The following is a 24,924-nucleotide window of genomic DNA, read 5'->3' as shown; positions in this document are numbered from 1 at the left end:
ACGCAACGTTACCTGTTTCTAGGCATTCAAAAATTCTCTCTGGAGGTATCCGACAATGACGGCAATTAAAGTGTCCTTTCTCGGCCTCGGCGTGATGGGCTATCCAATGGCTGGCCATCTGAAAGTAAAAGGTGGCCATGATGTCACCGTCTTCAATCGCACGGGTACGAAAGCTATCAAATGGGCTGAACAGTTCAGTGGTAAACATGCGACCACTCCCGCTGAAGCTGCGCGTGATGCTGACTTTATCTTCTGCTGCGTAGGCAATGATGACGATCTGCGTCAGGTGACAACGGGGCCGGATGGTGCTTTCTCAACAATGAAGAAAGATACCGTATTTATTGATAACACAACGGCTTCAGCCGAAGTTGCGCGTGAACTTGATGCGGAAGCTCAAAAGCGAGGCTTTCATTTCATCGATGCCCCGGTTTCGGGCGGACAAGCCGGTGCCGAAAATGGTGTGCTCACGGTCATGGTTGGTGCATCCAAAGATATTTTTGAACGCGCAAAGCCGATCATTGAAGCTTACGCCCGTACGGTAGGCCTGATGGGCCCTGTCGGTTCAGGCCAGCTTGCAAAAATGGTCAACCAAATCTGCATCGCCGGTCTGGTACAGGGACTTTCTGAAGGCATTCATTTTGGCAAGAAAGCTGGGCTTGATATCGAAAAACTCATCGGCGTTATTTCCAAGGGCGCTGCAGGCTCATGGCAGATGGAAAATCGCCACGGCACTATGAACGAAGGCAAATATGAGTTCGGTTTTGCCGTCGACTGGATGCGCAAAGATCTTGGCATCTGCCTTGATGAAGCTGATCGAAACGGTGCATCGCTGCCAGTAACGGCTCTTGTCGACCAGTTTTACAAGGAAGTCCAGAAGCTTGGTGGCGGCCGATGGGATACGTCATCCCTGCTTGCAAGACTTGAAAAGTGATTGGCTATTAAAACAAAAAAGCCCGGCAATGCCGGGCTTTTCTTTTACGATGCAGAGATCAGAATTTGACTTTAGCTGTCAAGGACAAAGCGCCAACAAAGTCATTGCCGAAATCGCCCTTTGATCCGCTACCGCTAGGTACTCCATTCACCACGGTATCGTCGATCTCTCCAGACGTCAGCCAACCCGCTGCACCTGCGAGTCGAACTTCAAAATTATCTGTCGCTTTGTAATTTGTACCCAACCAAACAGCCAAATATCTGTCTGTGACGTAAGACCAGTCGTGGTTCCACGATCCCATGTCACCGTCGCCGCAGCAGACCACTGGTCGTTGAACTTATGTCCAACGCCACCGCTAACAGTCCAGCCATCCTGATAATAAAGATTGAGACCTGTAATTTTCTGCCCCTGAGGGACAACCTGATTGGCCTTCGCAAGGAAGTTTACATCAGTGATAGTTGACCAATCGGTCCACTTCACCGAACCAAATGCCAACCAATCTGGAGCGATACCGGTCTGAAATTTGAACTCAACCGACTGTGGCGTAGAAACATCGCCTTCAACGGCAATTGGTATGCTTGCATTCGTGAATGGGTTGATAGCCAGGTTGCCAATAGTTCCATCAAGTGAATACTTCACTTCAGACTGATAAACAACGCTTGCACGAATCGCATATTCAGGAAGCTCGTAAGCAGCACCGATGCGCCAGCCTACTGACTTATCTTCAACATCCAAAGACGCAATGCGCCAATCTCCACCAAACGGCTGACCAAATGGAGGAATGAGCTTCGTCTGTTCACCCTTTAGCTCCTGATAGCTGACGCCGCCAAGAATACGGAAATATCCTTTTTCACCGGCAGCGAAGCGATAGGAACAGTTCAAACCATAGTCGTGTGACGAAATCTTCTGCTCAATCGCGACGAAGCTACGAACAGTCCCGGTTCCAACGTCAGTATGAATACCCCATGGCTGACGATACTGGGCGGCACAGGCAAGATCGTCCGTAAGGTCAACTTTGGCAGAAAACTTGGGAACCCAATAGCTTTTCGCCTCGTCCACTTCCGTTTTATATGCCCCACCACTGAATGGGTTTCCGTTAGGCGTCAAAGCACCAACCTGTGAACCACGAATATTTTTCAGCTTTCTCTGTGGCGATACAAACGTACCAGTGGTGTCTAGGACAGTTCCTTGTTCAAACAGAATGTCGAAATCCTGAGAACTGCGCTCTAATCCACCCGCATTCGCGCTAATGATGCTTCCCAGCAGAACAGTGGCTATACCAGCAACTGTCAGGTTCTTAACCTTCATAAGATGTCCTCCCAAACACAATGTAGCGATCCCGATATTTTTACTTTGACGCAAACGTAAATCAGGAATGTTTAAACCCGCAAGGTGCTTTAATTTATGTGCGAATGGGTAGCGAAACAGGGATATGACGAAAATCCCAAAATGATAGGTACAATTTCTAAAATCTCTAAACTTTCAAGATGACTCCACGACATTTATGCCGTTTTTCGCCCTTTTTACGCCCATTTTTCGCCTTGTTGCCAAAGCGCAACAACATCAAAAAACAATCGAAATGCGAGTTCGATGAGCGCTGGAGTCTAAAAAACCCGATGCAAATACAACTCCAATAAATAAAGCACCCGCTGATGAAACCAGCGGATGCTTATGATTCGCACAAAACCTGAAACGGTTTTTAATTACCCGGCTTCACGAATGCGTGCTTCAGCGGTCGCGACACGGGCGGCTGCTTCTTTCAGTTCGGCCAGACGCTCACGATCAGCCTGAACGACCTCTTCCTTTGCGTTCGCTACGAACTTTTCATTGGAAAGCTTCTTCTCGATCTTTTCCATTTCAGCAGCGATTTTGCCTGCTTCCTTGGCCATACGAGCAGCTTCCGCTTTGATGTCAATCAGGCTGCCGAGAGGCAAGCAGATTGTTGCTTCGCCATGAACGAGCTGAGCTGAGCCCTTTGGTGCCTCTTCAGCAAAGGAAACCATCTCCACACGCGCCAGACGCTTAATTGCCGCATCGTGTCGCGCGAAGCGGTCAAGCGTTGCAGCATTGGCTTCGAGAACCACAATTGGAGCCACCGCACCAGCAGGCACGTTCATTTCCGCACGAACGGAACGAATGCCCATAACGAGATCAACCAACCAATTAATGTCAGTCGCAGATTCTTCGTCTTCGAACGAGAGCTGCGGCCAATCTGCCAGCGCCAAAACGCTTTCGCGCTTTGTGCCCTCACCTGCAGTCAGCGTCCAAAGCTCTTCCGTCATGAACGGCATGAATGGATGAAGCATCTTGTAGATCTCATCCAGACAATAAGCCGCCGTTGCCTGTGCCTCAGCCTTTGCCGCCTCGTCTTCGCCCATAAAGATTGGCTTGAGCAGTTCCAGATACCAATCGCAGAACTGGTTCCAGACAAAGCGATAGGCTGCACCCGCCGCTTCGTTAAAGCGGTAGTTCGCAATACCTTCAGTCACTGCGCGGGTTGCCTTGGTCAGTTCCGTGAGAATCCAGCGATTGACTGCAAGCCTCGCATCATCCGGCTTGAAGTTCGGATCAAGCTTAACACCATTCATCTGGGCAAAACGTGTCGCATTCCAGAGTTTGGTGCCAAAGTTACGATAACCAGCGATACGTGCAGGATCGAGCTTCACGTCGCGCCCCTGAGCAGCCATGATGGCAAGCGTAAAGCGCAGAGCATCTGCGCCATATTCGTCCATCAGTTCAAGCGGATCGATAACGTTGCCCTTAGACTTCGACATTTTCGCGCCGTGCTTATCGCGCACGAGCGCATGGAGATAAACCGTATGGAACGGAATCTCTTTCATGAAATGCATGCCCATCATCATCATACGGGCAACCCAGAAGAACAGGATATCAAAGCCAGTAACGAGAACGCTGGTTGGGTAATAGGCTGCGAGTTCTGGTGTCTTGTCTGGCCAGCCGAGCGTTGAAAACGGCCAGAGACCCGACGAGAACCACGTATCCAGAACGTCGGTATCGCGTTCCAGAGCAACCTCTTCGCCGTAATGCGCAAGAGCGGCAGCTTTTGCTTCTTCTTCGCTCTTCTCAACAAACCACTTGCCGTCAGGTCCATACCATGCCGGAATCTGGTGGCCCCACCAGAGCTGACGCGAAACGCACCATGGCTGAATGTTTTCCATCCAGTCGAAATAGGTCTTTTCCCAGTTTTTTGGCACGATCTGCGTGCGACCATCACGAACCGCAGCCATGGCTGGCTTTGCGAGTTCGGCAGCATTCACATACCACTGATCCGTCAAATATGGCTCAATCGGCACGCCGCCGCGATCACCATGCGGAACCGCATGTGTGTGATCTTCGATCTTTTCCAGATAGCCCTGCTCTTCAAGCGTTTCGATAAGACGCTTGCGCGCTGCAAAACGATCCAGTCCTTCAAACTCTTTGATTAGCGCAGTGAGCTCGTGTGTGAGTTCCAGACCTTCAAGGAAATCAACGTTGTCTTTCAACGTGATCGCTGCTTCTGGCGTAAGGATATTGATCACACGCAGATCGTTGCGCTTACCGACTTCAAAATCGTTGAAGTCGTGCGCAGGTGTGATTTTAACCGCACCCGAACCCGCTTCTGGATCAGCATAATCATCGGCAACAATCGGAATACGGCGGCCAACGAGCGGCAGTACGATATTATTGCCGATGGATGCATGATAACGCTCATCTTTCGGATTGACCGCCACGCCGGTGTCACCCAGCATCGTTTCAGGACGCGTTGTAGCGACAACGATAAAGGTGTGCGGGTTCTCAGGGTCGAAAGGCACGTTTTCCAGCGGATAACGCAGATGCCAAAGATGCCCCTTGATCTCACGGGATTCGACTTCGATGTCAGAAATCGCGGTCAGCAGCTTCGGATCCCAGTTGACCAGACGCTTGTCGCGATAAATCAGACCCTGCTTGTAGAGCGAGACAAAAACTTCAAGAACCGCACGCGACAGACCTTCATCCATGGTGAAACGCTCACGCGACCAGTCACATGATGCACCAAGGCGACGGAGCTGATTGGAGATCAGGCCACCCGATTCCGACTTCCACTGCCAGATACGCTCAATGAATTTTTCACGGCCCATAGCATGGCGGTTTGGTTCCTGACGCTCCGCAAGCTGACGCTCAACTACCATCTGCGTCGCAATACCCGCATGGTCCATGCCCGGTTGCCAAAGAACATTCTTGCCGCGCATACGCTCGAAACGAACCATAATGTCCTGAATCGTATTGTTGAGCGCGTGGCCCATATGCAGCGATCCGGTCACGTTCGGCGGAGGAATGACAACGGCAAATGGATCAGCGCCAGGCTTTGCACCTGCACCCGCTTTAAATGCGCCAGCCTCTTCCCAGCGTTCAGCGATTTTCGGCTCAACAGCCGCGGCGTCATAAGTCTTTTCAAGCATAGAACTATCCGGTCTGAATACGGAATGAATTGATTGACGGCTGAATAGCAACTAACCGCCAACAAATCACCTTAAAAGTGAAAACCCGCCTGTGAGACAGACGGGTCAAATGGTCCAATCTGGTATTTGTCTATCAGCGTTCGCCACGCACCACGCGTTCGATTTCTTCACGAACAAGCCGTTCGACGAGCGGCGGCAAATTGGTATCAAGCCAGTTTTGCAGCATGGGGCGGAGAATCTCAGAAGCAATATCATCGAATGATCGTCGCGGCTCCAAGTGAACGGCGTGGTTCAAGTCCTGAAACGCCGCTGATACCTTACGCTCTGTATCCTCGGACAAAATATGATCTGTGCTACTTGGTTTCAAGTTAACAGGCTCTTCCTTCGCAATAACCGGTGCTTCTGCTGGTAAAACAGTAACTTGCTCAGTCTGCGCTATATTCAACTCGCTGGCAATCTGCGTTTCAAGCGATGGAGCATCGTCTAATTTAGCGACAGGCTCCGAAACTTCGCTGAAATTATCATCGTTCTGAGCATTCAGAACGAAAAAATCTTCATCGTCTTCTTCAGTTTCCGCATCCGCAACCGGCACATCAAGTGCGGGCTCAGAGGCGGCTCCGCGCAACACTGGTTCTTCCTTGAAGACAACAGACTTCAAAGCGGGCTTTTCTTCTGCTGTCGGAGCTGCATCCTGAATATGTGTAGGTGTCCGGAACTTAGCTACATCACCACGCGCTGGAAAAGCAGACGCCGCTGGCATCGGATGACGCGACACATCGCTGTCTTCAATAATCCGGCGAATGGAGGCGAGTATCTCTTCCATTGACGGTTCGCGTGCTGCGCTCGATGTTTGTGCCATAGCTGTCCGTCTTTCCCTTATTGCCAATTACATACTCAGGCAGAGAATCATTGGATCAAGGGTATCGGACATGCGGCACTTTGAGAATCCCTGCACAGGCAAGTGTATTCCAAACCCACAGCTTTATCATTTTGTTAAGAATTAATGAGCAAAGCACGAATCGAGCAAAAACGGCGCCATTGGCGCCGTTCAAAAAACTCCAAAGTGATCAATTAACGACCATCTGGCGTACGAAGACCAAACCACTTGTCCTTGACGGCATTGTAGTGTTCTTCTGGCTTATATTGAGCAACCTGCAACTGCAAATCCCGCGCTGTCATGCGACCGCTTGCAGCAAGAAGCGCATAGCTCGCAACGATTGAATTGGCTTCAGCCTGAACAAGCGCAATCTGAATATCGACCAAGCTGTTCTGCGCATTCAACACATCAAGCGTTGTACGCTGACCGACCTTACGTTCCTCAATGACACCATCCAGCGCCAACTGCGATGCGGAGATGCCATCGCGGTTCGCTTTGACCGAAGCACGAGCGGATTCGAGCTGCGACCATGCCGAACCGATTGCCTGACGCACCTGATCCTGAATGACATCCACTTCGATACGTGCCTGACCAAGCTGTTCTTTAGCCTGACGCACCTGAGCCGAGGAACGGCCACCCGTATAAATCGGAATGCTTACGCCGACACCGACCGATGCCGAGTTGCCGTCACCGACATTCGTACCCGAATACGTATCGAGGTGACTCGCGCTCGCGGTCAAGCCAACAGTTGGCAACAAAGCGCCTTCCTTGGCCTTGACGTTATACCCCTGCGCGTTGACTGCATATTGTGTCGCCAGAATGCCTGGATGAATATTCAACGCATTCGCATAAGCCTCATCTGGGCTTTTGGGCAGGTTCTTTGCGGCAGGCGCAACCGCAAGCCTATCTGGCTGCACTCCGACAACCTGAACAAAGGCAGCTTCCGCCGACTTCACATCAGCGCGCGCGGAATTAAGTGCTGCAATTGCGGTCGAGCGTTGTGCTTCTGACTGCGCAACGTCAGTACGTGTGCCTTCACCAACATCAAGGCGTGCACGTGAAGCACGAACCTGCTCATTCATTGCAGCCAGGTTCTTTTCACGAAGAACAGCGATCTGCCTGAACTGATAGACATTCATATAGGCCTGGACAGCCTGAAAAAGCGTATTTTGCTCCGTGTTGCGAAGATTCTCACGCTGCGCGAAAACGGTTGTTTCAGCGGCTGCGACGTTATTCTTGGTCTGAAAACCATCAAACAGCATCTGATTGAGTTCGATACCGTAAGTCCCGGATGTGCGGTAGCCCGATGTTGGCGACTTACTGCGTCCAACATTGTAAGAACCAGTCACCTGTGGACGATACCCAGACTTCGCAATTGCGACGTTTTCATCCTGTACGCGCACACCAGCACGCGAGGAGTTTAACGTTGAATTGTTCTTATAGGCTTTGATGAGCGCGCCGTTAAGCGTTTCCGACAAAGCAGCCTGACCCGATAAAACGGTGCCAGACAGGAGTATTGCCGCCGCCATAAGTCCTTTGCACGCTTTGAACACCGTATACCTCATATAAGAACAAACGAATCTTTAATCGAACCGATCAGTTCGGAAGCACTTAATAACCTGTAAATTTTGTTATTTCCATCTTTCCGCAGCCACTATCACAAACAATTTTAGTAGGGTTGCAGAATTGCCCCACGCTCTAAATCAGAATTCAAACTGCTCAAGACTCTCAAAACCAGGAAGCGGACGAACTGCCGTATTGAAAACGCTGCGACCTGAAGCCGTGCCATTTTCTTTTACGTAAAGTCGCGCAACTCCGGCATTTCCACGTCCTTCGACGACAACCAGACGGCCACCTTCTTTGAGCTGATTGAAAAGTACTTCGGGAACAAAATCAACTGCGCCTTCAATGAAAATCACATCGTAAGGTGCTTCAGACGGATAGCCTGTATTCAGATTGCCTGATACGATCACAACATTGTCATGGCCAAGCTCCTGCAAACGAGCAGTCGCAATAGCCGCCAATGCGGAATCACTCTCAAGGCCAATGACTGATCCTGCGAGTTCCGAAAAGATTGCAGATGAATAACCAGTACCGCAACCAATATCGAGAACGACATCGCTCTTTTTCACCTTTGCAAGCTGCACAAGCTTTGCAAAAGGCGATGGCTCCATGATGTAGCGCGGAGCAGTGCCTTCGCCCTCAAGCAGCTGATCTTCATCAATATAAGCAAGAACCTGACGGCTTGCCGGAACAAAAGCTTCGCGCGGGACTGCCAGAAAAGCATCAATAACGCTCAAGTCTGTTACATCCGTCGTACGGATCTGATTGTCGACCATCTTTGTGCGAAGATCTTGATAATCGGCTGACATAGCCATGCCCTACATCCTTCTATATCGCGCCTGCGCGATTATTATGCTTTCGGCATCCTAGATAACACGAACCATGACTACACGACAAAGCGGTGACAATCACGGTTCACTGCCATTTTCGGCACCATAAACCAGTTTTGCCGCTGATGTGGCAAAAATCCACCTTACAGTCAATCAGACATAGGAATTGCGAGCCCAACTGCAACACTTGGTCGCCACTGCATACGCGCATCATCTTATGTAAACACAAAAAATGCCGGACGCATTTGCATCCGGCAACTAAGTTCTCAAAAAATATCTTGCAAGGCAACCGCCATCACAAGACCGCGCGGACTGTTCGCATTACTTCGCAATAGATGCAGGATAGCCCGCCGCCGCCAAAGCATTGAGTGCATCGGCCTGAGAAGCAGAGCTATTAAACTTGACCTCTTTTTTATCGAGATCGACCTCTACAGCGGCCGTGGCATCAATCTTGTGGAGTGCATTCGTAACACTCTGAGCACAACCGCCGCATTTCATCTTCGGAACTGAAAAAGTAACCAATCAAACAACTCCTTATCTACACTCTGCCAAGACCTTACAGCTTCCCATCGTGGTAAGGTCAAGCATGTTATGTATTAAGGAGCATCGCAGCTTTCAGGTATGCTTTTCTCGATATCCAAAGGCGACTTTGTCAGAGAACCCGTCATAATCTCGATTGGCTTGTAGGGCGGCACTTCCTGCATAGCCGGGTTAGTGAGTCTCAGCGTATAACAGCCGGTATAGACCTGCGTTTTGCCATCATTATCTTCTGACTCAATAGCAATCGGCAAACTCCAGTAAATCTGCCCTGCCCCCGGATCAGGTTCAGTCTTGCGTACCGCCACCTTCACACTCTTGGTCCCGTCATAACCCTTGGCAAAAGTCTTGAAATCGGGCTCGCGCCCCTCTTCCGAGTAATAGCCATAAGCGCGGGCATATTCCTTGCGGTTAATGGCGTTGTAATAGGATTCAATCAACGCCTGCGGTGTGGACCGATCATCGCGATAATCGGGAACAATCACACCGTCCGCAGCATCCTGTGTCTGCTCTGCAGGTTTTGTTTCCTCTACAGGCTTTGTCTCTTCTTGTGTTGTCGCTGCCTTCTTCGGAACGTCTTGCGCACCGGCGGCAGAAATCAAAACCATTGTACTCAATAGACCAGCAACACCGGCAAGCATCAAAGGCTTCATGCGCTCAATCGACATTCGCATCTCCTCTTCCAGCAATTCTTTTTTGCAAAACCTAGAAATCTGCACCGCACCTTTGGATGTGCTCTCGATTTGGTGTCTTGCAGTAATGATGTTACAACACTAACTATAGTAAAAACGTGGCAATCCCGCAGAAAAAGCGATTGCTTTGAACAGACTGAATGATTCTTCAGTCTCTGACCAGCAGAACACCGGAAGAGATGAAAATGGGCCGTTTCTCAGTCTTGACGCTTACCGATGCAGCCTCCGCGCGTGTGAGTGAAATCATGGCATCCAGAGAAGGTGCGCTCGGCATTCGTGTTGGCGTTAAAAAAGGCGGCTGCGCTGGGATGGAATACACCATTGACCTCGTAACCGAGCCTAAAGCTGGCGATGATTGCGTCGAAAAAGACGGTGCTAAGGTTTATATTGCGCCAGAAGCAGTTCTGTTTCTGCTTGGTACGCAGATGGACTTTGAAGTCACAACACTGCGCACAGGTTTCGTATTCAACAATCCTAATCAGACATCCGCTTGCGGTTGCGGTGAATCGGTCGAACTGACACCTGTCTCACCTGAGAGCCTCCGCCAGATGCAAGGCGCCGCTTAACCAAGTGGCTTTAAGCAATGGATGACGAGACCCTACGAGAATTATTTACGGGCTTAGGTGCGATCAGCATTCGCCGCATGTTTGGCGGCAAGGGTGTCTATCATCAGGGACTGATCATAGCGCTCGTCGTTAGAGATGAGTTACTTTTGAAAGCTGACGCGCAAAGTGCGACCGCTTTCATTGATGCTGGTTCGCGCCAATGGGCCTATGACAGCAAGAAGAGCGGAAAGCCGGTTGCTATGCCCTATTGGAGTGTGCCGGACGATGCTTTTGATGATCCTGAGATCATGACAGACTGGGCAAAACTTGCATTTGCTGCAAGTCTGCGCTCTGGGGCAAAAAACTAGAAAGCCGGTCTGAATAATCAGACCGGCTTTTTTCGTTCTATGCCAAAACCCCTGTTGGGATCAGCATAAACGCTGGGATTTCGCTACCGAAACCGACTGGTGCCGGACCATCATCATCATCGCGATCACGACGACGCTTATGATGATCGTGCTGCGGCTTGTTGCGACGCTCATCATTTGATGTGCGAATCGCATCACGGCGCTCTCTGATTTCGTGAATAATGGGCTGCGGTTCATCGGCCTGAACGATCACAGGTGCCTCGACCTTCTGTTTATCTTTCGATTTACCCTTGGCATCTTTGCCTTTGCCTCGGGCATTTCTGCCCTTACGCGACGTATCTTCAGATTCGTCAGCTGCTGGCAAGGTTGAAAGATCACCGTCATGCCATTCAATCTTTTCGCCGATCATGGATTCAATCGCGGTCAGATATTTTGTGTCGCCGGTTGTCACCAGCGTGAATGCTTTACCGGAGCGGCCCGCACGACCAGTACGACCGATACGATGCACATAATCTTCAGAGTGGATCGGAATATCGTAATTGAACACGTGGCTGACGTCAGGAATATCGAGACCGCGCGCTGCAACATCGGAGGCAACCAGCAACTGCAGTTTGCCTTCCTTGAAATTCGACAGCATCATCATGCGTGCGCGCTGGTCCATGTCGCCATGCAAAGCGCCCGCATTGAATTCGTGGCGTGTCAGCGAGCGGAAAAGCTCCGAAACATCTTTTTTGCGATTACAGAAAATAATCGCATTTTTAATTGCATCACCTTCCGAACGGATCAAATCACGCAAAGCTGCGCGCTTGTCCCAGTCCTTACGGCCCGACTTGACTAGGCGCTGCGTCACAGTTTTTGCAGTCGAAGACGCTTTCGCCACTTCAATACGCGTTGGCGAATGCAGGAACTGCTCTGTGAGTTTGGTGATTTCCGGCGGCATAGTTGCCGAGAAAAACAGGGTCTGGCGTGTGAAAGGGATTAGCTTGCAAATACGCTCAATATCAGGAATGAAGCCCATGTCCAGCATTCGGTCAGCTTCATCGATAACCAGAATTTCCACACCTGTTAGAAGCAACTTTCCACGTTCAAAATGATCGAGAAGACGACCAGGTGTCGCAATCAGCACATCCGCACCGCGCTCCAGCTTACGCTCCTGCTCTTCAAACGAGACGCCACCGATAAGTAGCGCAACGTTGAGACGCTGATTAACGCCATACTTTTCGAAATTTTCTTCGACCTGCGCCGCGAGTTCGCGCGTTGGTTCGAGAATAAGTGTGCGCGGCATACGCGCACGTGCACGACCTTTTTCCAGAAGATGCAGCATCGGCAAAACGAAGGATGCAGTCTTACCCGTGCCGGTCTGAGCGATACCGAGCACATCCTTGCGCTCGAGTGCAGGAGGAATAGCTCCCGCCTGAATAGGCGTAGGTGCTGTATATCCCGCAGCTTCAACGGCGGCGAGCACTTTCGGGGAAAGACCGAGTTCGGCAAATGTTGTCAATGGAGGCGCAGCTCTCTGTTTGGAAATAAGTTCCACCCATCCTGTCATTGCCGCCACGTCATCAGGCGCAGGAACGAAGGCAGAAAAGGCGTCTGCAACGCAAAAAGCGTTTTCTTGCAGCATCGCCTACGTCTACAAGGAGCAAAAGTCAACTAAAATACGGTTGCGAGATATAAAAATGCCTATTTATTTGTATTTTATTATCTTTTACATCTATCTTACGTGAGTATTTACTAAAAGCAAAGCCAACTAATGTCTGAATTGTTCTGTCAAAATTCGTTCATCCCAAGAATGATTTTGATCAAACAAGATCGCTACCTGACTATCGACAGCCTCACGCACTGTCACTGCCCGGACAGATTTCACTTCATTATTATCTGCAACAGCGTTTACAGGCCGCTTCTCAATCTCAAGCAAATCCATGCGCACAGTCACATGTTTGGGCAAAAGAGCCCCACCCCAGCGCCTTGGACGAAACGGGCTTACTGGGGTCAGCGCCAATAGTGGCGCTTCTAGTGGCAAAATCGGACCTTGAGCTGAGAGATTATAGGCGGTTGACCCTGCGGGTGTTGCCACCATTAAGCCATCGCAGACCAGCTCTTCAAGTCGCACCTTACCATCAATAGTGATACGAACCTTGGCCGCTTGATAAGATTGCCTGAAAAGGGACACTTCATTGATCGCAAGCGCCTTGAAGGGGGCCATATGTTCTGTTTCAGCAATCATCTCTAGCGGACGTATTACCTCTTTTTGTGCAGCACGAATTCTCGCAGGCAAATAATCAAGGTTAAATTCATTCATAAGGAAGCCAACCGAACCACGGTTCATTCCATAAACCGGGACGCCGCTGTTCATGAAATCACGAAGCGCTTGCAGCATCGTGCCATCACCGCCAAGCGAGACGACAACGTCTGCGTCTTCGGCTGCCACATGACCATAACGCTTCACCAACTCTTTTTGAGCTGCGAGTGATTCCTCTGTTCCAGAAGAAAGGAAGTGAATCGCCAAGGATTTATCGTCCATATTATTCCATTCCAATGTACCAGCCGGTGCTGTTTCCACAGCCAAAATGGCTATCATATGCAAAACTTGCTTACCATTGCCGTTTTATGTGAATTTTCGCTTTACACAGCTGAAAAATATGCTAATTCCACGCCTGTGCTGCCCTTATAGCTCAGTTGGTAGAGCACCTGATTTGTAATCAGGGGGTCGGGAGTTCGAGTCTCTCTGGGGGCACCACTATTTGTATCTGGTGCGCAGCACAAAAACCCCAGACTTTTACATACTTAAATGAGATGTTATCATTCACAATGATACCAACTTATTGGCATTGAAATATTTCAACTATTGCATTCATAATTATTAAATAATAAGCTTGCATAATATTTCAGATATATTTCGGGGCGAAATCTATCATGTCACAACGGCGAATCTGCATTTCAGTTGCTACACGCAACAGGCCAAACATGCTCTGCATGTTGTTCTCGTCGCTTGCGGCGATTAAAAAGCCAAATAATGCTGATATTTCATTTTTAGTTGTCGAAAATAACGCTTCGCCAACACTTGAAGCGACTATCAATCAATTCCGTACAAATATGCCAAACGATAATATTGAATATGTTGTCGAAGAGGTATTGGGAATATCATCAGCACGTAATCGAGCGCTGAACCATTCAATTGAGCACGGCTTTGATTTTCTGGTTTATGTCGATGACGATGAGTTCGTTGAGCAGGATTGGTTGATTAATCTGTTGGCTGAACGGGATCGTCTTGATCTTGATATTATTGGCTCTCCGGTCAGACCAAAGCCTTTTGACGAAAACCTGACGCTTCTACAAAAGCTTGTTTGGTCGGGGATTGAGCGTAGTGGCTATAAATCAGAGCGAAAGTGTCGATTAAAATGCGAGGCTGGGCGTAGCGACTCTATTAAAGTTGCCACCGGTAGCTGGATGGGGAAGCTCGATTTCTTCCGAACCACTGGTTTACGCTTTGATTCCCAATTTGGACTAACAGGCGGGGAAGACTGGAATCTGTGGGCAAAAGCGAAATCACTCCATGCCAAAACAGGCTGGGCGTGCGATGCTATCGTCTATGAAACAGTGCCATCATCTCGCCTGACGCTGAGTTATCATTATCGCCGCAATCGTGATCATAACATCACGGAGTTTGGTGCCCGCTATCGAGAGAACCCGAGCAAAACACTGAAAAAGCTGCCTGTGAAAATTGCAGGACGTGCGGTTAAATTCATCGGCGCAAGCTTTTCCATTCCATTCCGTGGCGGTCAGGGCCTTGTTTCCTCCGCAACAGCACTCGGCGGTTTGGTTGGTCTTTTACAAGGCTGTTTTGGCAAAAATTCCATGCATTATGCCAATACCACCGGCCATTAAAATAAAAGCCCCGCAATGCGGGGCTTTTATTTTAATACCAGCCGACGGCAACCTGTGCCTCTTCCGACATACGATCAGCTGACCATGGCGGATCAAAAGTCATCGTCACTTCGACCATCGAAACGCCTTCAACTGCACCGACAGCATTCTCAACCCAGCCCGGCATTTCGCCAGCAACTGGACAACCCGGCGCGGTCAGTGTCATTTCGATTTTGACAGTGCGGTCATCTTCGATGTCGATCTTGTAGATCAGGCCAAGCTCATAAATATCCGCTGGAATTTCAGGATCATAAACTGTCTTCAGTGCGCTAATGATGTCATCAGTCAGTCGAAGCAATTCTTCCTGCGGAATAGCAGAAGCGGAAAACACAGACTTATCCCCTGCCGATGCAGCTGCATCGCCCGTCTTGGTTTCTGTCTGTTCCTGAACTTTTTGTTCGATCTCGGTCATCCGAAAAACTTCCTTGCCTTTTCCAAGGCTTCTGCCAATGCATCGACTTCAGCGCGTGTGTTGTACATCGCAAAGGATGCACGGCATGTAGAGGTGACGCCAAAACGTTTCAAGAGCGGTTGTGCGCAATGCGTGCCTGCGCGCACCGCAACCCCTGCGCGGTCAATCACCATCGAAACGTCATGCGCGTGAATACCTTCCAGCGCAAACGAAATAATAGCGCCCTTGTCGGGCGCATTGCCGTAAATGCGCAAGCTGTTGATTTTGCCCAACTGCTCATGTGCATAGTCCCGCAAGTCTGCCTCGTGCGCTGCAATCGCGTGACGACCGACTTTTTCCATATATTCAAGCGCCGCACCAAGCCCAATCGCCTGAACGATTGGCGGTGTTCCAGCTTCAAAACGATGTGGCGGATGATTATAAGTGACGTCTTCTTCCGACACTTCCTCAATCATTTCGCCGCCGCCCTGAAATGGGCGCATCTTTTCGAGCATTTCTGCGCGTCCATAAAGAACGCCAATGCCGGACGGACCATAGACCTTGTGTCCGGTAAAGACATACCAGTCACAACCAAGATCTTGCACATCGACAGGCATATGCACCGCACCCTGACTGCCATCAACCAGCACCGGAATACCACGCGCATGGGCGAGTTCGACGATCTTTTTGATCGGTGTTACTGTGCCAAGCGCATTGGACATATGGGTAATGGCGACAAGCTTAGTACGCTCGGTCAGGCGCTTTTCAAATTCCTCGATATGGAACACGCCTTCGTCATCAACGGGTGTGAAGACGAGCTTTGCGCCCTGACGTTCTCGAATAAAATGCCATGGCACGATATTGGAATGATGCTCCATAATCGACAGCAGGATTTCATCACCCTCGCCAATCTGTGGCATGCCATAGCCGTAGGCAACCGTATTGATTGCTTCAGTCGCATTTTTGGTGAAGACGACTTCGTCTATCGAACCAGCATTCAGAAAGCGGCGGACTGTTTCGCGCGATTTTTCGTAAGCGTCGGTCGCAGCATTGGAAAGAAAATGCAGACCGCGATGCACATTCGCATATTCATTCGAATATGCGTGGGTAATCGCATCAATGACGCTTTGCGGCTTTTGCGCGGACGCGCCATTATCGAGATAAACGAGCGGCTTGCCATGAACCTGCCGCGACAGGATGGGGAAATCTCTGCGGATCGCCTCGACGTCATAGCGCGCTATAAGCGGATTCTTTTGATTCATGATCGTTCCTTCTACCATTGAGGCAGAAAAGGCGGAGTAGATTTTTACTCCGCCTTGTTCAATCAAGCGTGGGCTGAGAGCCAATTTGAGAGCACTTCTTCCAGTGCTTCAACCAGAGCTTCATTTTCCAGTTCTTCAATGATCTCGGCAATGAAAGCCTTGATCAGCAGGCCGCGGGCTTCGTTTTCAGGAACGCCGCGTGCCATCAGATAGAAGAGATAGTCCTTGGAAAGCTCAGTCACCGTTGCGCCGTGACCGCAAGCCACGTCATCGGCAAAGATTTCAAGCTCAGGCTTTGCATCAAACTCGCCATCATCAGACAGCAGCAGCGTATTGCAGGCCATGCGCGCATCGGTTTTCTGAGCGATCTGTGCGACACGGATCATGCCCTGGAAAACGCCGCGTGCGCGGTCCTTGACCACATTGCGGATGATCTGGGTCGAACGTGTATTCTCAACCAGATGAGCAACCGTCATGGTGATGTCGGTGTGGGAATCGTCAGCCAACAGATTGAGGCCACGGAGTTCAAAATCCGAATCCTCACCTGCAACAGTCAGATGCACTTCCTGACGGATCAGCTTGCCACCGGCATTGACGATGTAAAGCGTGAGCTTCGAACCTGCGCCAATCGTTGCATTAAACTGCGCAAGCTGCGTCGAATGACCGAAATCGCGCAGGATCACCCAGATAACATCGGCACCATCGCCGACAATCACATGGCTTACCGATGTCGAGAAAGCATCGCCCTCGCCGCCTGTCTGGCGCTCGATGATCGTTGCCTTGGCATTCGAGCCAATTTCGACCGGAAAGCGTGTATGCCCCTGCCCGGACTTCTGGATGTTCTGAATTTCAAGCGGGGCTTCAAGCTCAACATCATCAGCAATCGAAACAGCCCAACCATCGCTGACATAGGCAGCATTGATCTGGCCAATCGTGTCGTCAGTGCCACGAACGCTAAGCTGCGGAACGAGCGATCCATCAGAAAGCGCATCACGCACAGCCGTCAGTGTCACGCCTTCGGGAGCCTTGGCGCTCAGTGCGGCACCATTGCTTGCAGCAAGAAGAGTCGAGCCTGCAAGCAATGTCGGAAGCGCGTTCGTTCCAGCAGTCGGATTGAAATCCGGCACGCTTTTCAGCAGCGTGCGGAAATCCGTGTAGTGCCAGCTTTCAATGCGACGCGACGGAAGACCATTGATTTTCAGTTCTTCCAGCGCATTGTCACGCGCAATCACGACATCGCCATTGCCCGGCAACTCGCCCATACGGGTTGCGAAGCTGTCGATCAGCGCGCTTTCAGCGGGTGTCCTTGGTTTTGAGGTCTGGATGTTCATAATCCGCTCCTCAGGCTACTTCGCCGATAATGTCAGCATAGCCGTTTTCTTCAAGGTGATTTGCGAGTGTCTTATCGCCCGACTTGATGACCTGTCCCTTGTAAAGAACATGCACGCTGTCTGGAACGATATAATCAAGCAAACGCTGATAGTGAGTAATCACGATTACGGCGCGGTCTGGCGAACGCAGCGCATTCACGCCATCCGAAACGATCTTCAGCGCATCGATGTCGAGGCCGGAATCGGTTTCGTCGAGAACGCAAAGGCTTGGCTCCAGCAGCTGCATCTGAAGAATTTCAGCACGCTTCTTTTCGCCGCCTGAGAAGCCCACATTCAGCGGACGCTTGAGCATGTTCATATCGATGTTCAGGCCGCCAGCAGCATCCTTCACGCGCTTGATGAATTCAGGAATCTTCAGTTCTGCTTCGCCGCGCGCTTTGCGCTGGCTGTTCATCGCAACTTTCAGGAATTCCATGGTGGCAACGCCTGGGATTTCCATCGGATACTGGAACGCAAGGAAGATGCCCTTTGCAGCGCGTTCAGCAGGATCGAGTTCGAGGATCGACTCACCGTTGTAAAGAATGTCGCCTTCAGTCACTTCGTAATCGTCGCGGCCTGCGAGGATATAGGACAGCGTCGACTTGCCAGAACCGTTCGGGCCCATGATGGCGGCAACTTCGCCTTTGTTTACGGTGAGGTTCAGGCCACGGATGATTTCGGTATCCGTGTCAGCGATCTTTGCATGAAGGTTGATGATCTCAAGCATGGGTATAAACCTTGTCTCTCAGCGCAGCCTCAGCGAGGGACTGCTTATGCCAGTTAAAGGGCTGGCCAGAAAATCGGATGCGGTAAGGCAGTAAAGCGCGTCGGATTAACCGACGCTGCCTTCAAGCGAAATGCCAATAAGCTTCTGTGCTTCGACAGCAAATTCCATTGGCAGTTCCTGAATGACTTCCTTCACAAAACCATTGACGATGAGGGCGATAGCCTCCTCTTCCGGGATACCGCGCTGCATAACGTAGAACAGTTGATCTTCGGAAATCTTGGAGGTGGTTGCCTCGTGCTCAAACTGTGCCGTGGCGTTTTTCGCCTCGATGTAGGGTACAGTATGCGCGCCGCAATCATTGCCGATCAGCAGCGAGTCGCACTGGGTGAAGTTACGGGCATTCTCGGCCTTGCGATGCGCAGAAACCTGTCCGCGATAGGTATTGTTGGAGTTGCCTGCCGAAATACCCTTGGAGATGATGCGGCTCGACGTGTTCTTGCCAAGGTGAATCATCTTGGTGCCACTGTCGATCTGCTGATAACCGTTGGAAACGGCAATCGAGTAGAACTCACCACGCGAATTGTCGCCACGCAGAATGCAGGACGGATATTTCCATGTTACCGCAGAGCCGGTTTCAACCTGCGTCCATGAAATCTTGGAATTATCGCCACGGCAATCGCCACGCTTGGTCACGAAATTGTAGATGCCGCCCTTGCCGTTGCTGTCACCCGGATACCAGTTCTGAACAGTCGAGTACTTGATCTCAGCATTTTCAAGCGCAACCAGTTCAACAACAGCTGCATGGAGCTGATTTTCATCACGCTGTGGTGCAGTGCAGCCTTCGAGATAGGAGACGTAAGCGCCCTCTTCCGCGATGATCAGCGTGCGTTCAAACTGACCCGTATTCTTTTCGTTGATACGGAAATAGGTCGAAAGCTCCATCGGGCAGCGAACGCCCTTTGGCACATAGACAAACGAACCATCGGTGAAGACAGCAGAATTCAGTGTCGCGTAATAATTGTCCGAAACAGGAACAACCGAAGCGAGATACTTCTGAACCAGTTCAGGATGCTCACGAATGGCTTCCGAGATCGAGCAGAAGATCACGCCAGCTTTGGCGAGCTCTGCCTTAAAGGTCGTGACAACCGAAACACTGTCGAAAACGGCATCAACAGCCACGCGGCCAGATGCATAGACATTGTCCGATGGATTGCCGTCGATTTCGCTTGGATCGCCCTGCTTGCGCACGCCAGCCAGGATTTCCTGCTCACGCAGGGGAATACCAAGCTTTTCATATGTGCGGAGCAATTCTGGATCGACTTCATCAAGCGATTTCGGACCAGTCTGATTCTTCGGGGCTGCGTAATAATACGCATCCTGAAAATCGATCTTTGGATAGTCCACGCGTGCCCATGTTGGCTCCTCCATGGTGAGCCAACGCTCATAGGCCTTTAGACGCCACTCCAGCATCCATTCCGGCTCGTCTTTTTTAGCAGAAATGAAGCGAATGATGTCTTCGTTCAGACCCTTCGGGGCCTTCTCGGATTCGATAGTTGTCTCAAATCCGTACTTATACTGGTCCACGTCCAAGCCGCGAACCTGATCAATGGTCTCCTGCACTGCAGGCATTGGCGTTCTCCATCCTCGTCGAATTCAAGGTTCGACAGTTGCAAACGTCAGGGCGATGATAGCCGTTATCGTCGCCACAATATAGTGTGCGTGACGCTTCTTTAAAACCTTTCTAAACTCAATTTCAAGCCCAGCTTTAAATTTGTCAGTAAAATTCAAGAATAATTTACAGCTTACGCCTGATTCTGCTTTTAACTGGGTCTGGAACGCTCGTGACGGGCGACAATTTTGCGCAAAACGTCCAGGAACTGATCAACAGATTCTGCCGAGGCTTCTGGCTCAAGTGACACGCGGATTGCGCCGGGACCATCTTCATGCCCCATAGCGGCCAGCACGTGGCTCGGCCCCACCTTGCCCGACGAACACGCTGAGCCCGCCGACAAAGCTATGCCGCCAAGATCAAATGCGATCTGGACGGTCTCAGCCTTTTGCCCGTCGAGCGAGAAAAACGTCGTGTTTGGCAGACGATCAACTTCTTTGCCATGGATTGTGGCATCGGGTGTTATTTCCATAAGCCCGGCTTCCAGTCTGTCACGCAATTGCGAAGACCAGCCATCGCCGTTCAGTCGTTCCGCCGCAACGTCAGCTGCTCTCCCAAAGCCCGCAATAAGTGGCAGCGCCTCGGTGCCAGCCCGATGACCCTTTTCCTGACCGCCACCGCGCACCAGTGCTTTTGGCATCATCAGATCAGAAATTACGATAACCGCACCCACACCCTTCGGCCCACCAATCTTGTGTGATGATATTATTAAGTAATCACCGCAATTATCTGTAATATCTAATTTAATACGTCCTGCTGCCTGCACAGCATCAACGACGAATATACCGCCTGACGCTTTGACAATTGCTGCAATATCGCGGATTGGCTGGATCACGCCAGTTTCATTGTTTGCTGCCTGAACGGCAACGAGCGGCAAGCCTGCGCTTTTGTCGTGAGCTTTTAAGGCCTGTTCCAAAGCTTCAAGACGCAGGATACCGTTTTCATCAACGGAAATAACGGAGATGTTTTCTGGCAAGAACTGCCCACCGGCCAGCATGCAAGGATGCTCGGTAGCGCTGATATAAAGATGTGATAGACGCACGGGGGAGCGGCCCATCATATAAACTGGTGTCAGGAGTGTGGATGCGGCTTCAGTCGCGCCCGATGTGAAAAATACATGGTCCGACTTAGCATTTACAAGCGCTGCCACACTGCGCCGCGCCGATTCGACCAATGCACGTGCGGCTCGTCCTTCACGATGCACTGATGACGGGTTGCCGGTAATGCCTAATGCATCGATGACCGCATTGCGTGCTTCATCAAGCAATGGCGCACTGGCATTATAGTCCAGATAGAGCCTCTTGCCGGTTCCGATCACCGATACTATCTCCTAAGCGAAGCCTTTACGTGGCGATAAGCGCAATTTTCTTGAATTTTCAGTCAGGAAAAGCCTATTAAGCCACATCAGGTACTGAACTATGGTCCAGTCTAACGAAATTTCAAATTGGTTTTAGAAGCGGCGCACTGCCACGTCAAGTTCGCCACTTGAGAGCCGATCTTCCGATCACTAGCGGAGTACACATGCCAGAAGTCATTTTCAACGGCCCAGCCGGACGCCTTGAAGGCCGTTATCAGCCTTCACGCGAAAAGAACGCACCAATAGCGCTTATCCTGCATCCGCACCCGCAGTTCGGTGGAACCATGAACAACAAGATCGTCTATGATCTGTTCTACATGTTTCAGCAGCGCGGTTTTACGACGCTTCGCTTCAATTTCCGTGGCATTGGCCGCAGTCAGGGGGAGTTTGACCACGGCGCTGGCGAACTGTCAGATGCGGCAAGCGCCCTTGACTGGGTTCAGGCTTTGCATCCAGATTCCAAGAATTGCTGGGTTGCCGGTTATTCGTTTGGTTCATGGATCGGTATGCAGCTTCTGATGCGCCGCCCGGAAATCGAGGGCTTCATCTCAGTCGCTCCGCAGCCAAACACCTATGACTTCGCGTTCCTCGCACCTTGCCCTTCATCGGGTCTGATCATTCACGGTGATCAGGACAAGGTTGCACCTCCAAAGGACGTGCAGGTGCTTGTCGACAAGCTTAAGACACAGAAGGGGATCACGATCACCCAGAACACAATGCCGGGTGCGAACCACTTCTTCACCGGACAGGGTGATCTTCTGATCGATGAGTGCTCGGAATATCTGGATCGTCGCCTTGCTGGCGAACTGGTTGAAGTCCGCCAGAAGCGTCTGCGTTAAACGCTTTATAGTTTGACTTTATGAAAGCCCGGTGTGTTTGATCGCCGGGCTTTTATTGTGGCGGAATAACCAGAACCCCGCCCGACACAGGCTTATCGCAACCCGTTGTGGTTGGATATGTCAATGGAAGCCCACGCATGGATCGCACAGCCAGATAGGCCCATGCTTCCGCTTCCATTGCATCGCCATCGATACCAACATTGTCTGCGTCAACGACACGAGCGCCTTCGCGTTCAGCCAACGCACTTAGCTCAGACATAATGGCCGCATTCTTACGTCCGCCGCCACTCACCACATAGGTACGGGGCTGCGACGGCAAATGCGATACCGAGCGCTGAACAGCAGCAGCACTCACATAGGCGAGCGTGCGCGCACCTGTTGCCAAATCCACAGTATCTTTTTCAGGAACGATAAAATCGCCACGATCCAGCGATCGGCGATGATTCCCTTTGAAAAACGCGTGATCGAGATAACGAGCGGCCAGAGCATCATCAACGACACCGCTCATTGCTGTGATACCGCCCGGGTCATAGCTGCCCCGCTCATGCAGTTCCATCCATTGATCAATCAGCATGTTGCCCGGCCCGCTATCATAGGCCATCAGCCTGCCTGCTTCGTCGACATAAGTGAGGTTGGATATGCCGCCGATATTGACGAAGACGACCGGCCCTTCAAGACCTGAAGGCAAGTTGGCAGCGAGAGCCGCATGATAGGCCGGGATCAACGGGGCACCCTCACCACTATTCCGCATGTCCTCTGCGCGCATGTCATAAACAACAGGAATGCCGGTTTCTGCGGCAAGCAATGCTCCATCGCCGATCTGAACGGTGAGCGCCTCGCGCGGGCGATGCAGTACGGTCTGACCATGGAACCCGATCACATCAATATCTTTCGGGTCCAATGAATTCTCATAGAGAAAATCCTGAACGGCAATCGCATGAAGAAGGGTTTGATCATGTTCGAGTTGTCTGAGAACGCCAGGACGCTCACTGCGATCACTGATACTAAGCGCATCAATAAGAGCTGCCTTCAACCGTGCGCGAAATCCATCAGAATAAGAAACTGCACTCGATGGTCCGCGTTCGACCAAACTCTCGCCATCGGTGGTGACAAGCGCGATATCGATACCATCCATCGACGTGCCGCTCATCAACCCAATTGCGCGTTTCAAATCGGCCATATCGGACTTTCCTTGTTATTTTTGCATGAATAATGCTAAAGGCAAAATATCATAAGGCAGTAAGCACTTGATTACTGTTAATTTCATTCTCGCCTAATCAGTCAGGAAAAGGGCATGTCCGGTTTTAAATCCGATTTTCTTCGCACGCTTTCCGAGCGCGGCTTTATTCATCAGATGTCTGATGAAAGCGGCCTCGACGAATTGTTGGTTAAGGAAACCGTGACAGCCTATATCGGCTTTGATCCGACAGCGCCAAGCCTGCATGCAGGCGGCCTGATTCAGATCATGATGCTGCATTGGCTGCAACATACAGGCCATCGCGCTGTAGCCCTTATGGGTGGCGGCACAGGCATGGTTGGCGATCCATCCTTCAAGGATGAAGCACGCAAGCTTATGACCGAAGATACCATTGCCGATAATATCGCCGGTATCAAACGCGTCTTCGCAAACTACCTGACTTTCGGCAACGGTCCGAAAGACGCGCTGATGGTCAACAATGCTGACTGGCTGCGCGATATCAATTATCTCGAATTCCTGCGCGATGTTGGCCGTCATTTCTCGGTTAACCGCATGTTGTCGTTTGATTCTGTCAAAACACGCCTGGATCGTGAACAGTCGCTTTCGTTCCTCGAATTTAACTACATGATTCTTCAGGCCTATGACTTCGTTGAGCTTAACAAACGTTATGGCGTACGCCTTCAGATGGGCGGCTCCGATCAGTGGGGCAATATCATCAACGGTATCGATCTCGGTCACCGTATGGGTACGCCACAGCTCTACGCCCTCACCTCGCCATTGCTGACCACAGCTTCTGGCCAGAAGATGGGCAAGTCGCTGGGCGGTGCGATCTGGCTAAACGCAGATATGCTCAGTGCCTATGACTTCTGGCAGTATTGGCGCAATACAGAAGATGCAGACGTCGAACGCTTCCTGAAGCTCTACACAACGCTGCCACTGGATGAGATCGCTAAGCTGGCAGCTCTCGGTGGCTCTGAAATCAACGAGGCGAAGAAAATCCTCGCCACCGAGATTACCGCAATTCTACATGGTCGCGATACAGCCGAAGAAGCCGCTGATACCGCTCGCAAAACGTTTGAGGACGGTGAACTTTCTGAAAATCTTCCGACCGTTGGCGTGCACAAAGCGACACTCAATGATGGCATCGGTGTGCTTGCATTGATGGTGCTTGCTGAACTTTGCGCCACCAATGGCGAAGCACGTCGTCACATTGAAGGCGGCGCAGTTCGCATTAATGATGAAGTTGTGACCGACCCTCGTTTGTCGATCAATGCATCAGCACTTAACGATCAAGGCGTTATCAAAGTTTCGCTTGGCAAGAAGCGTCACGTGCTGATCCGTCCTGCTTAATTGGATAAAATTCACGTAAAAAAAGCCCGGCTGAGCCGGGCTTTTTTGTTATCCA

21 protein-coding genes, 1 tRNA gene and 1 pseudogene are annotated in these 24,924 nt (G+C 50.8%); 7 read left to right on the top strand and 16 right to left on the bottom strand.

What is annotated here, in order from left to right:
* The first annotated feature begins 55 nt into the window (after positions 1-55).
* Positions 56-931 (top strand): NAD(P)-dependent oxidoreductase, encoded by an 876-nt coding sequence (locus tag U2P60_RS14650; protein ID WP_413573161.1) that lies wholly within the window; start codon positions 56-58, stop codon positions 929-931.
* A gap of 58 nt (positions 932-989) precedes the next feature.
* On the opposite strand, the pseudogene U2P60_RS14645 reads toward U2P60_RS14650, so the two are convergent.
* From U2P60_RS14645 to U2P60_RS14615, 7 genes and pseudogenes are all read right to left on the bottom strand, one after another.
* Positions 990-2,239: pseudogene (locus U2P60_RS14645) on the bottom strand (OmpP1/FadL family transporter).
* 395 nt (positions 2,240-2,634) lie between these two features.
* Positions 2,635-5,367 (bottom strand): valine--tRNA ligase, encoded by a 2,733-nt coding sequence (locus tag U2P60_RS14640; protein WP_413573160.1) that lies wholly within the window; start codon positions 5,365-5,367, stop codon positions 2,635-2,637.
* 133 nt (positions 5,368-5,500) lie between these two features.
* Positions 5,501-6,226 carry a PopZ family protein gene (locus tag U2P60_RS14635; protein WP_413573159.1) on the bottom strand — a complete coding sequence of 242 codons (726 nt, stop codon included), beginning with the start codon at positions 6,224-6,226 and terminating at the stop codon, positions 5,501-5,503.
* 212 nt (positions 6,227-6,438) lie between these two features.
* Complete coding sequence (locus U2P60_RS14630; RefSeq protein WP_313826439.1) at positions 6,439-7,809, bottom strand: TolC family outer membrane protein; 1,371 nt, start codon at positions 7,807-7,809, stop codon at positions 6,439-6,441.
* Positions 7,810-7,947: 138 nt separating this feature from the next.
* Positions 7,948-8,616 (bottom strand): protein-L-isoaspartate O-methyltransferase family protein, encoded by a 669-nt coding sequence (locus U2P60_RS14625; protein WP_413573813.1) that lies wholly within the window; start codon positions 8,614-8,616, stop codon positions 7,948-7,950.
* A gap of 342 nt (positions 8,617-8,958) precedes the next feature.
* Positions 8,959-9,159 carry a heavy-metal-associated domain-containing protein gene (locus tag U2P60_RS14620; RefSeq protein ID WP_413573158.1) on the bottom strand — a complete coding sequence of 67 codons (201 nt, stop codon included), beginning with the start codon at positions 9,157-9,159 and terminating at the stop codon, positions 8,959-8,961.
* A gap of 74 nt (positions 9,160-9,233) precedes the next feature.
* On the bottom strand, positions 9,234-9,842 hold the full coding sequence (locus U2P60_RS14615; RefSeq protein WP_413573157.1) for a hypothetical protein: 609 nt from the start codon (positions 9,840-9,842) through the stop codon (positions 9,234-9,236).
* Between the two features lie 209 nt (positions 9,843-10,051).
* Between U2P60_RS14615 and sufA the strand changes: the two genes are divergently transcribed.
* Together sufA and U2P60_RS14605 are read left to right on the top strand one after the other, a co-directional pair.
* Positions 10,052-10,432 carry a Fe-S cluster assembly scaffold SufA gene (sufA, locus tag U2P60_RS14610; protein ID WP_413573811.1) on the top strand — a complete coding sequence of 127 codons (381 nt, stop codon included), beginning with the start codon at positions 10,052-10,054 and terminating at the stop codon, positions 10,430-10,432.
* A gap of 17 nt (positions 10,433-10,449) precedes the next feature.
* The gene (locus U2P60_RS14605; RefSeq protein ID WP_413573156.1) at positions 10,450-10,779 is read left to right on the top strand and encodes a TfoX/Sxy family protein; all 330 of its coding nucleotides are present in this window, start codon (positions 10,450-10,452) and stop codon (positions 10,777-10,779) included.
* A 37-nt stretch (positions 10,780-10,816) separates the two neighbouring features.
* Here the strand turns inward: U2P60_RS14605 and U2P60_RS14600 are convergent, their stop codons facing one another.
* On the bottom strand, positions 10,817-12,280 hold the full coding sequence (locus U2P60_RS14600; protein ID WP_313828498.1) for a DEAD/DEAH box helicase: 1,464 nt from the start codon (positions 12,278-12,280) through the stop codon (positions 10,817-10,819).
* Positions 12,281-12,529: 249 nt separating this feature from the next.
* Complete coding sequence (locus U2P60_RS14595; RefSeq protein WP_413573810.1) at positions 12,530-13,303, bottom strand: NAD kinase; 774 nt, start codon at positions 13,301-13,303, stop codon at positions 12,530-12,532.
* A 140-nt stretch (positions 13,304-13,443) separates the two neighbouring features.
* Between U2P60_RS14595 and U2P60_RS14590 the strand changes: the two genes are divergently transcribed.
* Both U2P60_RS14590 and U2P60_RS14585 read left to right on the top strand, forming a co-directional pair.
* A tRNA-Thr gene (locus tag U2P60_RS14590) sits at positions 13,444-13,519 on the top strand.
* A 176-nt stretch (positions 13,520-13,695) separates the two neighbouring features.
* Positions 13,696-14,667, top strand: coding sequence for a glycosyltransferase family 2 protein (locus U2P60_RS14585; protein WP_413573155.1), 972 nt, complete (start codon positions 13,696-13,698; stop codon positions 14,665-14,667).
* A gap of 31 nt (positions 14,668-14,698) precedes the next feature.
* Here the strand turns inward: U2P60_RS14585 and U2P60_RS14580 are convergent, their stop codons facing one another.
* The 6 genes from U2P60_RS14580 to U2P60_RS14555 form a co-directional block, all read right to left on the bottom strand.
* Positions 14,699-15,118, bottom strand: coding sequence for an SUF system Fe-S cluster assembly protein (locus U2P60_RS14580; protein ID WP_413573154.1), 420 nt, complete (start codon positions 15,116-15,118; stop codon positions 14,699-14,701).
* Positions 15,115-16,359 (bottom strand): cysteine desulfurase, encoded by a 1,245-nt coding sequence (locus U2P60_RS14575; RefSeq protein ID WP_413573153.1) that lies wholly within the window; start codon positions 16,357-16,359, stop codon positions 15,115-15,117. The genes U2P60_RS14580 and U2P60_RS14575 overlap by 4 nt, the downstream gene beginning before the upstream one ends.
* Before the next feature lie 62 nt (positions 16,360-16,421).
* Positions 16,422-17,690, bottom strand: a complete 1,269-nt coding sequence (gene sufD / locus U2P60_RS14570) for a Fe-S cluster assembly protein SufD (RefSeq protein ID WP_413573152.1) — start codon at positions 17,688-17,690, stop codon at positions 16,422-16,424.
* Positions 17,691-17,700: 10 nt separating this feature from the next.
* Complete coding sequence (gene sufC, locus U2P60_RS14565; RefSeq protein ID WP_250039779.1) at positions 17,701-18,456, bottom strand: Fe-S cluster assembly ATPase SufC; 756 nt, start codon at positions 18,454-18,456, stop codon at positions 17,701-17,703.
* A 105-nt stretch (positions 18,457-18,561) separates the two neighbouring features.
* A complete protein-coding gene (gene sufB / locus U2P60_RS14560) occupies positions 18,562-20,085 on the bottom strand; it encodes a Fe-S cluster assembly protein SufB (protein ID WP_413573151.1) in 1,524 nt (507 codons plus the stop codon).
* 191 nt (positions 20,086-20,276) lie between these two features.
* On the bottom strand, positions 20,277-21,443 hold the full coding sequence (locus U2P60_RS14555) for a cysteine desulfurase family protein (protein ID WP_413573150.1): 1,167 nt from the start codon (positions 21,441-21,443) through the stop codon (positions 20,277-20,279).
* 203 nt (positions 21,444-21,646) lie between these two features.
* Between U2P60_RS14555 and U2P60_RS14550 the strand changes: the two genes are divergently transcribed.
* Positions 21,647-22,321 (top strand): alpha/beta hydrolase, encoded by a 675-nt coding sequence (locus tag U2P60_RS14550; protein WP_250039775.1) that lies wholly within the window; start codon positions 21,647-21,649, stop codon positions 22,319-22,321.
* Positions 22,322-22,373: 52 nt separating this feature from the next.
* On the opposite strand, the gene U2P60_RS14545 is transcribed toward U2P60_RS14550, so the two are convergent.
* The gene (locus tag U2P60_RS14545) at positions 22,374-23,501 is read right to left on the bottom strand and encodes an anhydro-N-acetylmuramic acid kinase (protein WP_413573149.1); all 1,128 of its coding nucleotides are present in this window, start codon (positions 23,499-23,501) and stop codon (positions 22,374-22,376) included.
* A 114-nt stretch (positions 23,502-23,615) separates the two neighbouring features.
* On the opposite strand from U2P60_RS14545, the gene tyrS reads away from it, so the two are divergent.
* A complete protein-coding gene (gene tyrS / locus U2P60_RS14540) occupies positions 23,616-24,869 on the top strand; it encodes a tyrosine--tRNA ligase (RefSeq protein WP_313828461.1) in 1,254 nt (417 codons plus the stop codon).
* The last annotated feature ends 55 nt before the right edge of the window (positions 24,870-24,924 follow it).

Origin of the sequence: Brucella sp. H1_1004 (assembly GCF_047308065.1) — a bacterium.
Lineage (GTDB): Bacteria > Pseudomonadota > Alphaproteobacteria > Rhizobiales > Rhizobiaceae > Brucella > Brucella pseudogrignonensis_B.
This window is presented reverse-complemented; position numbering and strand designations above follow the sequence as displayed.

Excerpts from the sequence above, each read along its gene's own strand:
- sufA (WP_413573811.1), top strand. The coding sequence starts at position 10,052 with ATGGGCCGTTTCTCAGTCTTGACGCTTACCGATGCAGCCTCCGCGCGT.
- sufB (WP_413573151.1), bottom strand. The coding sequence starts at position 20,085 with ATGCCTGCAGTGCAGGAGACCATTGATCAGGTTCGCGGCTTGGACGTG.
- U2P60_RS14650 (WP_413573161.1), top strand. The coding sequence starts at position 56 with ATGACGGCAATTAAAGTGTCCTTTCTCGGCCTCGGCGTGATGGGCTAT.
- U2P60_RS14635 (WP_413573159.1), bottom strand. The coding sequence starts at position 6,226 with ATGGCACAAACATCGAGCGCAGCACGCGAACCGTCAATGGAAGAGATA.
- U2P60_RS14575 (WP_413573153.1), bottom strand. The coding sequence starts at position 16,359 with ATGAATCAAAAGAATCCGCTTATAGCGCGCTATGACGTCGAGGCGATC.
- U2P60_RS14625 (WP_413573813.1), bottom strand. The coding sequence starts at position 8,616 with ATGTCAGCCGATTATCAAGATCTTCGCACAAAGATGGTCGACAATCAG.
- U2P60_RS14550 (WP_250039775.1), top strand. The coding sequence starts at position 21,647 with ATGCCAGAAGTCATTTTCAACGGCCCAGCCGGACGCCTTGAAGGCCGT.
- sufD (WP_413573152.1), bottom strand. The coding sequence starts at position 17,690 with ATGAACATCCAGACCTCAAAACCAAGGACACCCGCTGAAAGCGCGCTG.
- U2P60_RS14585 (WP_413573155.1), top strand. The coding sequence starts at position 13,696 with ATGTCACAACGGCGAATCTGCATTTCAGTTGCTACACGCAACAGGCCA.
- U2P60_RS14595 (WP_413573810.1), bottom strand. The coding sequence starts at position 13,303 with ATGGACGATAAATCCTTGGCGATTCACTTCCTTTCTTCTGGAACAGAG.
- U2P60_RS14580 (WP_413573154.1), bottom strand. The coding sequence starts at position 15,118 with ATGACCGAGATCGAACAAAAAGTTCAGGAACAGACAGAAACCAAGACG.
- sufC (WP_250039779.1), bottom strand. The coding sequence starts at position 18,456 with ATGCTTGAGATCATCAACCTTCATGCAAAGATCGCTGACACGGATACC.
- tyrS (WP_313828461.1), top strand. The coding sequence starts at position 23,616 with ATGTCCGGTTTTAAATCCGATTTTCTTCGCACGCTTTCCGAGCGCGGC.
- U2P60_RS14640 (WP_413573160.1), bottom strand. The coding sequence starts at position 5,367 with ATGCTTGAAAAGACTTATGACGCCGCGGCTGTTGAGCCGAAAATCGCT.
- U2P60_RS14605 (WP_413573156.1), top strand. The coding sequence starts at position 10,450 with ATGGATGACGAGACCCTACGAGAATTATTTACGGGCTTAGGTGCGATC.
- U2P60_RS14615 (WP_413573157.1), bottom strand. The coding sequence starts at position 9,842 with ATGTCGATTGAGCGCATGAAGCCTTTGATGCTTGCCGGTGTTGCTGGT.
- U2P60_RS14630 (WP_313826439.1), bottom strand. The coding sequence starts at position 7,809 with ATGAGGTATACGGTGTTCAAAGCGTGCAAAGGACTTATGGCGGCGGCA.
- U2P60_RS14545 (WP_413573149.1), bottom strand. The coding sequence starts at position 23,501 with ATGGCCGATTTGAAACGCGCAATTGGGTTGATGAGCGGCACGTCGATG.